This window comes from Staphylococcus sp. MZ3, assembly GCF_018622755.1.
Taxonomy (GTDB): Bacteria; Bacillota; Bacilli; order Staphylococcales; family Staphylococcaceae; genus Staphylococcus; species Staphylococcus aureus.
Map to the genome: position 1 here is coordinate 1,138,259 of NZ_CP076026.1, position 13,708 is coordinate 1,151,966.

General features: G+C 32.7%; 10 protein-coding genes and 1 pseudogene. 9 read left to right on the forward strand and 2 right to left on the reverse strand.

All coding sequences use genetic code 11. The features are described from left to right. Window positions 1-94: 94 nt before the first annotated feature. Complete coding sequence (gene pheS / locus KI230_RS05565; RefSeq protein WP_000003566.1) at window positions 95-1,153, forward strand: phenylalanine--tRNA ligase subunit alpha; 1,059 nt, start codon at window positions 95-97, stop codon at window positions 1,151-1,153. Then, window positions 1,153-3,555, forward strand: a complete 2,403-nt coding sequence (pheT, locus tag KI230_RS05570) for a phenylalanine--tRNA ligase subunit beta (protein WP_000908982.1) — start codon at window positions 1,153-1,155, stop codon at window positions 3,553-3,555. The genes pheS and pheT overlap by 1 nt, the downstream gene beginning before the upstream one ends. 370 nt (window positions 3,556-3,925) lie before the next feature. On the opposite strand, the gene rnhC is transcribed toward pheT, so the two are convergent. Beyond that, window positions 3,926-4,864, reverse strand: a complete 939-nt coding sequence (rnhC, locus tag KI230_RS05575; RefSeq protein ID WP_043044570.1) for a ribonuclease HIII — start codon at window positions 4,862-4,864, stop codon at window positions 3,926-3,928. Window positions 4,865-5,233: 369 nt separating this feature from the next. Between rnhC and zapA the strand changes: the two are divergent. The 5 genes and pseudogenes from zapA (at window position 5,234) to trxA (ending at window position 10,652) form a co-directional block, all read left to right on the forward strand. Further along, window positions 5,234-5,493: pseudogene (gene zapA / locus KI230_RS05580) on the forward strand (cell division protein ZapA). Between the two features lie 7 nt (window positions 5,494-5,500). Then, window positions 5,501-6,022, forward strand: coding sequence for a CvpA family protein (locus KI230_RS05585; protein ID WP_000234068.1), 522 nt, complete (start codon window positions 5,501-5,503; stop codon window positions 6,020-6,022). Between the two features lie 72 nt (window positions 6,023-6,094). Continuing rightward, window positions 6,095-7,807 (forward strand): DNA polymerase/3'-5' exonuclease PolX, encoded by a 1,713-nt coding sequence (polX, locus tag KI230_RS05590; protein WP_000161946.1) that lies wholly within the window; start codon window positions 6,095-6,097, stop codon window positions 7,805-7,807. A 9-nt stretch (window positions 7,808-7,816) separates the two neighbouring features. After that, window positions 7,817-10,165: an endonuclease MutS2 gene (locus KI230_RS05595; protein ID WP_001249290.1), complete on the forward strand. Its 2,349-nt coding sequence runs from the start codon at window positions 7,817-7,819 to the stop codon at window positions 10,163-10,165. Between the two features lie 172 nt (window positions 10,166-10,337). After that, window positions 10,338-10,652, forward strand: coding sequence for a thioredoxin (trxA, locus tag KI230_RS05600; protein WP_001018928.1), 315 nt, complete (start codon window positions 10,338-10,340; stop codon window positions 10,650-10,652). Window positions 10,653-10,714: 62 nt separating this feature from the next. Here trxA and KI230_RS05605 read toward each other — a convergent pair whose 3' ends face one another. Continuing rightward, complete coding sequence (locus tag KI230_RS05605) at window positions 10,715-10,810, reverse strand: hypothetical protein (RefSeq protein WP_001788625.1); 96 nt, start codon at window positions 10,808-10,810, stop codon at window positions 10,715-10,717. Between the two features lie 165 nt (window positions 10,811-10,975). Between KI230_RS05605 and uvrC the strand changes: the two genes are divergently transcribed. Then, the gene (gene uvrC / locus KI230_RS05610) at window positions 10,976-12,757 is read left to right on the forward strand and encodes an excinuclease ABC subunit UvrC (protein ID WP_045178066.1); all 1,782 of its coding nucleotides are present in this window, start codon (window positions 10,976-10,978) and stop codon (window positions 12,755-12,757) included. Window positions 12,758-13,080: 323 nt separating this feature from the next. Next, the gene (locus tag KI230_RS05615; RefSeq protein WP_000079317.1) at window positions 13,081-13,695 is read left to right on the forward strand and encodes a succinate dehydrogenase cytochrome b558 subunit; all 615 of its coding nucleotides are present in this window, start codon (window positions 13,081-13,083) and stop codon (window positions 13,693-13,695) included. Window positions 13,696-13,708: the final 13 nt, after the last annotated feature.

Sequence of the window (13,708 nt, forward strand, 5' to 3'; positions counted from 1 at the left end):
CCTTATTTTTTAAGAGGATGAAAGTCTTTTTTTAGTTAAACAACAAATATGATAAATATAAAATGAATAGTTCGAATAGGGAGGTCAGTGACATATGTCTGAACAACAAACAATGTCAGAGTTAAAACAACAAGCGCTTGTAGATATTAATGAAGCAAATGATGAACGTGCACTGCAAGAAGTTAAAGTGAAATACTTAGGTAAAAAAGGGTCAGTTAGCGGACTAATGAAATTGATGAAGGATTTGCCGAATGAAGAGAAACCTGCATTTGGTCAAAAAGTGAATGAATTGCGTCAAACAATTCAAAATGAATTAGATGAAAGACAACAGATGTTAGTTAAAGAAAAATTAAATAAGCAATTGGCTGAAGAAACAATTGATGTATCATTACCAGGTCGTCATATTGAAATCGGTTCAAAGCATCCATTAACACGTACAATAGAAGAAATTGAAGACTTATTCTTAGGTTTAGGTTATGAAATTGTGAATGGATATGAAGTTGAACAAGATCATTATAACTTCGAAATGCTGAATTTACCTAAATCACACCCTGCACGTGATATGCAAGATAGTTTCTATATTACGGATGAAATTTTATTACGTACGCATACATCACCAGTGCAGGCACGTACGATGGAATCACGTCATGGTCAAGGTCCAGTTAAAATTATTTGCCCTGGTAAAGTGTATCGTCGTGACTCTGATGATGCGACACATAGTCATCAATTTACACAAATCGAAGGATTAGTTGTTGATAAAAACGTTAAAATGAGTGATTTGAAAGGTACTTTAGAATTGTTAGCTAAGAAATTATTTGGTGCTGATCGTGAAATTCGTTTACGTCCAAGTTACTTCCCATTCACTGAACCTTCTGTAGAAGTTGATGTGTCATGTTTTAAATGTAAAGGAAAAGGTTGTAATGTGTGTAAACACACAGGATGGATTGAAATTTTAGGTGCTGGAATGGTACATCCTAATGTATTAGAAATGGCTGGTTTTGATTCTTCAGAGTACTCTGGATTTGCATTTGGTATGGGACCAGACCGTATTGCAATGTTGAAATATGGTATAGAAGATATTCGTCATTTCTATACTAATGATGTGAGATTTTTAGATCAATTTAAAGCGGTAGAAGATAGAGGTGACATGTAATGTTGATATCAAATGAATGGTTGAAAGAATATGTAACAATCGATGATTCTGTAAGTAATTTGGCAGAACGTATTACGCGCACAGGTATTGAAGTGGATGATTTAATTGACTACACAAAAGATATCAAAAATTTAGTTGTCGGCTTCGTTAAGTCAAAAGAGAAACATCCTGATGCTGATAAATTAAATGTTTGCCAAGTTGATATCGGAGAAGACGAACCTGTACAAATCGTTTGTGGTGCACCGAACGTTGATGCAGGACAATATGTCATTGTTGCTAAAGTAGGTGGCAGATTGCCTGGTGGTATTAAAATTAAGCGTGCCAAATTACGCGGTGAACGTTCAGAAGGTATGATTTGTTCGTTACAAGAAATTGGTATTTCAAGTAACTATATACCGAAAAGTTTTGAATCAGGCATTTATGTATTTAGTGAAGCCCAAGTTCCAGGAACAGATGCCTTACAAGCTTTATATTTAGATGATCAAGTAATGGAATTTGATTTAACGCCGAATCGTGCAGATGCTTTAAGTATGATAGGTACTGCTTATGAAGTTGCAGCATTATATAATACAAAAATGACTAAGCCAGAGACAACATCAAATGAGCTTGATTTATCTGCAAATGATGAACTGACTGTGACAATTGAAAATGAAGATAAAGTACCATATTATAGTGCACGTGTTGTTCACGACGTGACAATTGAACCCTCGCCAATTTGGATGCAAGCACGCTTAATAAAAGCGGGTATACGTCCTATTAATAATGTTGTTGACATTTCAAATTATGTGTTATTAGAATACGGTCAACCATTGCACATGTTTGATCAAGATGCGATTGGTTCACAACAAATTGTTGTTCGTCAAGCTAATGAAGGCGAAAAAATGACAACATTAGATGATACAGAACGTGAATTATTAACGAGCGATATTGTCATTACTAATGGACAAACTCCAATTGCATTAGCTGGTGTTATGGGTGGCGATTTTTCAGAAGTTAAAGAACAAACATCAAATATAGTGATTGAAGGTGCTATTTTTGATCCAGTTTCAATTCGTCATACATCAAGACGTTTAAATTTACGCAGTGAATCATCTAGTCGTTTTGAAAAAGGAATAGCTACTGAATTTGTAGATGAAGCAGTCGACCGTGCATGTTATTTATTACAAACTTATGCAAACGGAAAAGTGCTAAAAGATAGAGTGTCTTCAGGAGAACTTGGTGCATTTATTACACCAATCGACATCACTGCTGATAAAATTAATCGCACTATTGGATTTGATTTGTCACAAAATGATATTGTTACTATTTTTAATCAACTAGGGTTTGATACAGAAATAAATGATGATGTTATTACAGTGCTAGTACCATCACGTCGTAAAGATATTACAATTAAAGAAGATTTAATTGAAGAAGTTGCACGTATATATGGATACGACGATATTCCATCAACGTTACCTGTCTTCGATAAAGTTACTAGTGGTCAGCTAACTGATCGCCAATATAAAACTAGAATGGTTAAAGAAGTGTTAGAAGGTGCTGGATTAGACCAAGCTATTACGTATTCGTTAGTTTCTAAAGAAGATGCTACTGCATTTTCGATGCAACAGCGTCAAACAATTGATTTATTGATGCCAATGAGTGAAGCGCATGCGTCATTACGTCAAAGTTTATTACCACATTTAATCGAAGCGGCATCATATAATGTGGCACGCAAAAATAAAGATGTAAAATTATTTGAAATCGGCAATGTCTTCTTTGCTAATGGAGAAGGTGAACTACCAGATCAAGTTGAATATTTAAGTGGTATTTTAACTGGAGATTATGTAGTCAATCAATGGCAAGGTAAGAAAGAAACGGTTGATTTCTATTTAGCAAAAGGTGTCGTGGATCGAGTATCTGAAAAGTTAAATCTTGAATTTAGTTATCGCCGTGCTGATATTGATGGATTACATCCAGGTCGTACTGCTGAAATCTTATTAGAGAATAAAGTTGTTGGTTTTATTGGTGAATTACATCCAATATTAGCAGCTGATAATGATTTAAAACGTACGTATGTTTTTGAGTTGAATTTTGATGCATTAATGGCTGTGTCGGTAGGTTACATTAATTACCAGCCAATTCCGAGATTCCCAGGCATGTCTCGTGACATTGCATTAGAAGTAGATCAAAATATTCCAGCAGCTGATTTATTATCAACGATTCATGCACATGGTGGCAATATATTAAAAGATACACTTGTCTTTGATGTATATCAGGGCGAACATTTAGAAAAAGGTAAAAAATCAATTGCAATACGTTTAAATTATTTAGACACAGAAGAAACATTGACAGATGAGCGAGTTTCAAAAGTACAAGCGGAAATTGAAGCAGCATTAATTGAACAAGGTGCTGTTATTAGATAATGATTTAAACCCCATGTATAAGGATATCTGAAGTAGATTGATATCCCTAACATGGGGTTTTATTTTTGGGTTCACCAATTTGGTTCCAATGCATTTAAAAAGTCAAAGAGGAACAGCGGAATACAGATGATGCTTTGCACAACTGCATATAAAGTCATACTTATGAGCAAAGCAAATTAGTATGACTTACCTAATAGGATTTCCTATTAGGATCCAATTTATAATGATTAAAAATCAAAGAGGCACAGCGGATTACAGTTGATGCTTCGCACAACTGCATAAAAGCCTCTAATGATTAAAAATCAAAGAGGCACAGCGGATTGCAGTTGATGCTTCGCACAACTGCATAAAAGCCTCTAATGATTAAAAATCAAAGAGGCTTTAAAATTTTTTGGGCTTTTTCACGATTTTTAAAATGCTTTTTTGAAATGGTATCTAAATGTGAAAGACCGTATTTTTTTATAATTTTGGCGGCGATTACATCGACTTTAGCACCGGCACCTTTAGGAATCGTCATATTAATATTTTTTGATATTTGATCCATATATGTAACAAATGCGTAACGAGAAATTATGCTTGCCACTGCAATGGCTAATGACTTCGATTCTCCTTTTGTTTCAAATTTTGTTTTCTTTGGAAGTGGTATATCTGATAATGCGTAATGGCTATACACTTCGCGTTTTGCGAACTGATCAATGACGATATAGTCTAATTGAGACGAATCAATTTTTTCAAGTACATTTTTGATGGCTTCATTATGAAGAACAGCTTTCATTTTTACTTGAGTCCAGCCTTTTGCTTGCTGAATATTATATTTTTCATTGTGTAGTGTTAATAATGAATGTGGGATGAAAGTAACCAATTGCTCAGCAAGTTCTACAATTTTGGTATCGGTTAATTTTTTTGAATCATCTACACCCAAAGTTTTTAAAATAGGGACATGCTCTTTGGTAACGAAAGCAGCACATACAGTCAATGGACCAAAGTAATCGCCACTTCCAGCTTCATCACTACCAATACAGTTAAATTGATCATACATTAAAGTTTGTTCAAGAAAAGAATTAGCCATATTTTTCTTTTTAGTTTTATTAGTATTCAATTGAGAATGCTGCGGTAGAAGTTCTTCAGACACAGCTTCTGCATGATTACCTTGAAACATGACTTTACCTGATTGGTAAATATTTACAGTTGTATTTTGATACTTTGCACGTGCTTTCATACCTTGAGGTAAATTCTCAGTATCAAAAGTAATGCGTGACATTAATGTCGTTATGTCTTTATCCGACAATTTAAAAACGATATTCGCCATTTGTGTAAATCCTTTCATATAATTTCATTATCATTAGCAAAAATAATCATATCATAAATGATAATAACGTCAGAAACATTTATGTATGTTGTAAAGAATTAATTGCGGATACTTACAAAATACATAGTGGTCATGTATAATGTTTATGAAAATGTTATAGTGACACAATTTAAACATGATAAAGTATTGAATAGAAAATTCTTTACATTATTTCATTATAAAAAGAACATTAAGTCATCTATAGAGATTGTGTTGTTGTTTTATCATAATTGCAATATAACAATATTAGTATCAAATTCAGACAAACTATCCAGTCATATTTTATAACGTGAATTTAGATTTTAAAAAAAGGATCAGGAGAAATTATAAATGGCACAGTTTAAAAACAAGGTAAATGTATCAATTAATGATCAGCTTTTTACAATTGTTGGGGAAGATAACCCAGAGCACATACGATATGTAGCACATTTAGTTGATGATAAAATAAAAGAATTAGGGTATAAAGCAGCAGGTTTAGATACTTCAAGAAAAGCAATACTAACTGCTGTGAATATTATGCATGAAAAAGTACTACTAGAAGAAGAAAATCGACGTTTGAAACAACAAATTCACAAATTGCAGCAGCGTGAGCAATAAATGGTCATTGATTTTATCATAATCATTTTCTTTGTGTATTTTGTCATCGTTGGATTCAGACGAGGTTTTTGGTTATCTATGATACATTTGAGTGCAACGATTGTATCATTGTGGATTGCCAGTCAATTTTACAAATCTATTGTAGAAAGATTAATTGTATTTATTCCATATCCTAAAACAACAGCATTTAATACAACTTTTGCGTTTCATTTTAATCATCTACAAAATCGATTTGAAGCGATTGTAGCTTTTTTAATGATTACATTGTTTTGTAAGTTCATTTTATATCTAATTATCGTAACTTTTGATAAAATAATAGCGTATCAAAACATTCATATTTTCAGTCGTGCAATGGGTATGATAGTTGGTGTGTTTATGACGATAATTGTCTTACACTTTACGTTATATCTATTGGCATTATATCCTAACGAAGCATTACAACATCAGCTTAAAATATCTATTGTGAGTCATTCATTGATTTTTCACATCCCGTATTTATCGGCTTTCACCATTAATTTATAAATTATCATAAGAGGTCAGGACAAAGGTATATATTAATGATACGTCCTGGTCTTCTTTTTATGGAGTGTTATTATGACAAAAAAAGATGTTATCAAACTATTAGAACAAATTGCTACTTATATGGAATTAAAAGGGGAAAATACTTTTAAAATATCAGCGTATCGAAAAGCAGCTCAAAGTCTTGAATTAGATGAACGACCATTAGATGAAATATCTGATGTAACGGAGTTAAAAGGCATTGGTAAAGGTGTTGCAGAAGTAATCAATGATTACCGTGAGACCGGTGAATCTCAGTATTTACAGCAATTACAGGAAGAAGTTCCGGAAGGTCTTATTCCACTTTTGAAAATTCAAGGACTTGGAAGCAAGAAAATTGCTAAGCTATATAAAGAGTTGAATATTGTTGATAAAGCGTCACTTCAAGTTGCTTGTGAAAATGGAAAAGTTAGTGAATTAAGCGGATTTGCTAAGAAAACGGAACAAAACATATTAGAAGCTGTGAAACAACTTGGTGCTAAGAAAGATAGATATCCAATTGATCAAATGAGAAGACTTAATCAAGAAATCATTGATTATATAGATACATTAAATTATATCGATCAATATTCATCTGCAGGAAGCTTCCGTCGTTTTAAAGAAATGAGCAAAGATTTAGATTTCATAATAAGTACCGATAACCCAAAAGCAGTGCAGCAGCAATTATTAAATATTCCCAATAAAGTAAAAGAAGTTGCAGTGGGGAACACAAAAGTTTCATTAGAATTAGCGTATGATGATGAAACGATTGGTGTCGATTTTCGATTAATTGAACCAAGTGCTTTTTATCATACATTGCAGCATTTTACTGGGTCAAAAGAACATAATATAAGAATTCGACAACTTGCTAAAGCACGTGATGAAAAAGTAAGTGAATATGGAATTGAACAAGCTGATGGTACATTAATTCAATATGATAGTGAAGCCAAGATATATGAACATTTTAATGTGAATTTTATACCACCTGCTATGCGAGAAGATGGTAGCGAATTTGATAAAGATCTAAGTAATATCATTACATTAGATGATATTAATGGTGATATTCATATGCATACAACGTATAGTGATGGTGCGTTTTCTATTCGAGACATGGTAGAAGCAAATATCGCAAAAGGTTATAAATTCATGGTAATTACTGATCATTCACAAAGTTTACGTGTTGCTAATGGCTTACAAGTGGAAAGACTTTTAAGACAAAATGAAGAAATTAAGGCTTTAGATAAAGAATATAGTGAAATTGATATTTATTCAGGTACAGAAATGGATATATTACCTGATGGCTCGCTGGATTATGATGATGAAATTTTAGCACAACTTGATTATGTAATTGGAGCTATTCATCAAAGCTTTAACCAATCAGAAGAACAAATTATGGAACGATTAGCTAATGCATGTCGCAATCCATACGTGCGACATATAGCGCATCCAACAGGGCGTATTATAGGTAGAAGAGATGGTTATAAACCGAATATTGAACAATTAATGGCATTAGCTGAAGAAACGAATACAGTATTAGAAATTAATGCCAATCCACATCGACTGGATCTGAACGCTGATATCGTTCGTAAATATCCAAATGTGAAATTAACTATTAACACTGATGCGCATCATACAAATCATTTAGATTTTATGAATTATGGCGTAGCAACTGCGCAAAAAGGATTTGTAACAAAAGATAGAGTGATTAACGCATTATCGCGTGAAGCTTTTAAAGACTTTATTGAAAATAATATAAAACTTAAGAAATAGAGGGATTTTATGAGACAAAAAACATTAGACGTCTTAGAATTCGAAAAAATAAAATCACTCGTTGCCAATGAAACTATTAGTGACTTAGGCTTGGAAAAGGTCAATCAAATGATGCCAGCTACTAATTTTGAAACGGTTGTTTTTCAAATGGAAGAAACGGATGAGATTGCTCAAATCTATAATAAGCATCGTTTACCAAGCTTGAGTGGCTTATCTAAAGTATCAGCATTCATTCATCGCGCTGATATTGGCGGCGTTTTAAATGTATCAGAGCTTAACTTGATAAAAAGATTAATTCAAGTACAAAATCAATTCAAGACATTTTATAATCAATTGGTTGAAGAAGATGAAGGTGTTAAATACCCAATATTAGATGACAAGATGAATCAATTACCTGTGTTAACTGATCTTTTTCAACAAATAAATGAAACATGCGATACGTATGATTTATATGATAATGCGAGTTATGAATTGCAAGGAATTAGAAGTAAAATTTCGAGTACAAATCAACGTATTAGACAAAACTTAGATCGTATTGTTAAAAGCCAAGCAAATCAGAAAAAATTATCAGATGCTATTGTAACAGTTAGGAATGAAAGAAACGTTATACCTGTCAAAGCTGAATATCGACAAGATTTTAATGGGATTGTACATGATCAATCTGCTTCAGGACAAACATTGTATATTGAGCCATCATCAGTTGTTGAAATGAATAATCAAATTAGTCGATTACGTCATGACGAAGCAATTGAAAAAGAACGCATTTTAACGCAACTAACTGGTTATGTGGCTGCGGACAAAGATGCACTACTTGTGGCAGAACAAGTCATGGGGCAGTTAGATTTTTTAATCGCAAAAGCGAGATATAGTAGAAGTATTAAAGGAACAAAGCCGATATTTAAAGAGGAACGTACTGTATATTTACCTAAAGCATACCATCCATTATTAAATCGTGAGACTGTTGTAGCTAATACCATCGAATTTATGGAAGATATTGAAACGGTAATTATTACAGGACCGAATACAGGTGGTAAAACTGTAACATTAAAAACATTAGGTTTAATTATTGTTATGGCTCAATCAGGATTGTTGATTCCCACACTTGATGGTAGTCAGTTAAGTGTATTTAAAAATGTATATTGCGATATCGGAGATGAACAATCAATAGAACAATCATTATCAACTTTTTCATCTCATATGACGAATATAGTTGAAATTTTAAAGCATGCAGACAAACATAGTTTAGTTTTATTTGATGAATTAGGTGCAGGTACAGATCCAAGTGAAGGTGCTGCATTAGCAATGAGCATTTTAGATCATGTTAGAAAAATTGGTTCTCTAGTAATGGCAACGACGCACTATCCTGAACTTAAAGCATATAGTTATAATCGAGAAGGCGTTATGAATGCGAGTGTAGAATTTGATGTAGATACTTTGAGTCCAACGTATAAGTTGTTAATGGGTGTGCCGGGTCGTTCAAATGCTTTTGATATTTCTAAAAAGTTAGGTCTTAGTTTGAATATTATTAATAAGGCTAAGACGATGATTGGTACTGATGAAAAAGAAATAAATGAAATGATTGAATCATTAGAGCATAATTACAAACGTGTAGAGACACAGAGGTTAGAACTGGACCGTCTTGTAAAAGAAGCGGAGCAAGTGCATGATGATTTATCTAAGCAGTATCAACAATTCCAAAATTATGAAAAGTCTCTAATAGAGGAAGCGAAAGAAAAAGCAAATCAGAAGATTAAGGCTGCAACAAAAGAAGCTGACGATATTATTAAAGACTTAAGACAATTGCGTGAACAAAAAGGTGCAGATGTTAAAGAACATGAATTGATTGATAAGAAGAAACGATTAGATGATCATTATGAAGCGAAATCTATAAAGCAAAATGTACAAAAGCAAAAATACGATAAAATTGTTGCTGGTGATGAAGTAAAAGTATTATCTTACGGTCAAAAGGGTGAAGTTTTAGAAATTGTCAATGATGAAGAAGCAATTGTTCAAATGGGAATTATTAAAATGAAGTTACCTATTGAAGATTTAGAGAAAAAACAAAAAGAAAAAGTTAAGCCAACGAAAATGGTTACACGTCAAAATCGTCAAACAATTAAAACTGAACTAGACTTACGAGGCTATCGTTATGAGGATGCTTTAATTGAACTAGATCAATATTTAGATCAAGCTGTTTTAAGTAATTACGAACAAGTTTATATCATTCATGGTAAAGGTACAGGTGCACTTCAAAAAGGTGTACAACAACATTTGAAAAAGCATAAAAGTGTTAGTGACTTTAGAGGTGGTATGCCAAGCGAAGGTGGATTTGGCGTTACCGTTGCAACACTAAAATAAATTATAATTTGATAAATTAAATAGCTGCAGTTAAAATAATGTAAAGCAACAAGAATACATTTCAAACATGTTATTTGAAATAAGCATAAAAATTGAGCAAATAGAAATACATGAAGCATGTTATCTGATATAATTTGAACATCATAATAATAATTAAGGAGGATTGGCATTTATGGCAATCGTAAAAGTAACAGATGCAGATTTCGACTCAAAAGTAGAATCTGGTGTACAATTAGTAGATTTTTGGGCAACATGGTGTGGTCCATGTAAAATGATCGCTCCGGTATTAGAAGAATTAGCAGCTGACTATGAAGGTAAAGCTGACATTTTAAAATTAGATGTTGATGAAAATCCATCAACTGCAGCTAAATATGAAGTGATGAGTATTCCAACATTAATCGTCTTTAAAGACGGTCAACCAGTTGATAAAGTTGTTGGTTTCCAACCAAAAGAAAACTTAGCTGAAGTTTTAGATAAACATTTATAAGTTACAACCAATGACGACTGGGGCATTTCTTTAATGAATTGCTCCAGTTTTTGTTTGTGTTTTTAATATAAAAAGTTGAATGATAAGTCATCATATTGTTTACGACTTGAGAATGGCGGGATTAATAAATCTATGAACGTTAAATGATAATCTAGCATGCAGATAGATTTGTAGCAGTTGGTTTGATAAAACAATGTTCAATATTACATGATGTGCATGAAAAGTCATACTCGAAGATGTTGATTATTAACTAGAATTAGTGGTGATAAATTTGAAGCACTTTTGTAGCATCATTCATTTTAAAATTAGAAGGGGGGATATTTTTGGAAGACTATAAGCAACGAATTAAAAATAAATTAAATGTCGTACCTATGGAACCAGGCTGCTATTTAATGAAAGATCGTAATGATCAAGTGATATATGTTGGCAAAGCTAAAAAGCTAAGAAATCGATTGAGATCATATTTTACGGGTGCTCATGATGCTAAAACAACGAGACTGGTTGGTGAAATACGTCGTTTTGAGTTTATTGTCACGTCAAGTGAAACAGAGTCACTTTTACTGGAATTGAATCTGATAAAACAATATCAACCAAGATATAATATATTATTAAAGGATGATAAAAGTTATCCATTTATTAAAATTACGAAGGAGAAATATCCTAGACTACTAGTGACGAGAACTGTAAAACAAGGTACTGGCAAATATTTCGGACCGTATCCGAATGCATATTCTGCTCAAGAAACTAAAAAGTTATTAGACAGAATATATCCATATCGCAAATGTGATAAGATGCCAGATAAATTATGTCTTTATTACCATATTGGACAATGTTTAGGACCATGTGTATATGACGTTGATTTGAGTAAATACGCACAAATGACGAAGGAAATTACTGATTTTCTGAATGGGGAAGACAAAACAATTTTAAAAAGTTTAGAAGAGCGAATGTTAACTGCAAGTGAATCACTTGATTTTGAACGGGCTAAAGAATATAGAGATTTAATTCAACATATTCAAAATCTGACAAACAAACAAAAAATTATGTCATCAGATAAAACGATTCGTGATGTCTTTGGTTATAGTGTTGATAAAGGATGGATGTGTATCCAAGTTTTCTTTATACGACAAGGTAATATGATAAAGCGAGATACAACGATGATTCCATTACAGCAAACAGAAGAAGAAGAATTTTATACATTTATTGGACAATTTTATAGCTTAAACCAACATATTTTACCTAAGGAAGTTCATGTACCACGTAATTTGGATAAAGAAATGATTCAATTTGTTGTGGACACTAAAATCGTTCAACCCGCGCGAGGTCCCAAAAAAGATATGGTTGACCTAGCTGCACATAACGCTAAAGTATCCTTAAATAATAAATTTGAATTAATATCACGTGATGAGTCAAGAACGATTAAAGCTATTGAAGAACTTGGAACACAAATGGGAATTCAAACACCAATTAGAATTGAAGCATTCGATAATTCTAATATTCAAGGTGTGGATCCAGTGTCAGCAATGGTTACATTTGTCGACGGTAAACCAGATAAGAAAAATTATAGAAAGTATAAAATCAAAACGGTTAAAGGTCCAGATGATTACAAATCAATGAGAGAAGTAGTAAGACGACGATATTCTCGCGTTTTAAACGAAGGATTACCATTACCTGATTTAATAATAGTCGATGGTGGTAAAGGACATATGAACGGGGTTATTGATGTGCTACAAAACGAATTAGGTCTTGATATCCCTGTTGCAGGTTTGCAGAAAAATGATAAACACCAAACATCTGAATTATTATATGGCGCTAGTGCAGAAATTGTACCACTGAAGAAAAATAGCCAGGCATTTTATTTGTTGCATCGTATCCAAGATGAGGTTCACAGATTCGCAATCACATTTCATAGACAAACACGTCAAAAGACAGGCTTGAAATCAATACTTGATGATATAGATGGTATCGGTAACAAACGTAAAACATTATTATTGCGTTCATTCGGTTCAATCAAGAAAATGAAGGAAGCTACACTTGAAGATTTTAAAAATATAGGTATTCCTGAAAACGTCGCAAAGAACCTACATGAACAATTGCATAAATAAATTACTGGGCGTGAGAATCATTCTCATGCCCCAAAATATATGAAATAATGTTACAATATGGTTAACAAAGTTATTTTTTTGAATGTACGTGGAAGCGTTTTCTAAATGAGAAAGTTTATCATCACAAGCAATTTTAAATATCGAATCCAAATGTTACATTGTTCGACATGCAGTTTGGTGATCGTGCAGTGTGTATTTGTCTTTAAAATGTTTCGCTTAATGATAATGACAACGCTAGAAACGATATCACTTTAGGGGGTTAAGCGTACGTTTAATATAAATAGCTCAATAAATTAAATATTCGTTCACAGGGGGGACTCCTTTTGGCTCAATCAAAAAATGAATTTTATCTAAGACGTATTCACTCGTTATTAGGTATTATCCCAATAGGTGCATTTTTGGTCGTTCATTTATTAGTGAATCACCAAGCAACACAAGGTGCTGAAGCGTTTAATAAGGCATCTAACTTTATGGAATCATTACCATTTCTAATTATTGTAGAATTTTTATTTATATACATTCCGTTGTTATATCACGGTTTGTTTGGTATACACATTGCATTTACAGCAAAAGAAAATGTTGGACATTACTCGATTTTTAGAAACTGGATGTTCTTCTTCCAAAGAGTGAGTGGTATCTTAACATTTATCTTTATTGGTATCCATTTATGGCAAACACGTTTACAAAAAGCATTTTACGGCAAAGAAGTGAATTACGATTTAATGCACGAAACATTGCAACATCCTGGATGGGCAATATTTTATATTATTTGTATTATTGCTGTTGTGTTCCACTTTGCAAATGGCTTATGGTCATTCTTAGTTACTTGGGGTGGACTTCAATCTCCAAAATCACAACGAGTATTTACATGGGTTTCATTAATCGTATTTTTAGTTATTTCGTATATTGGTGTTACTGCAATTATTGCCTTTATGTAATACATCGCATTTA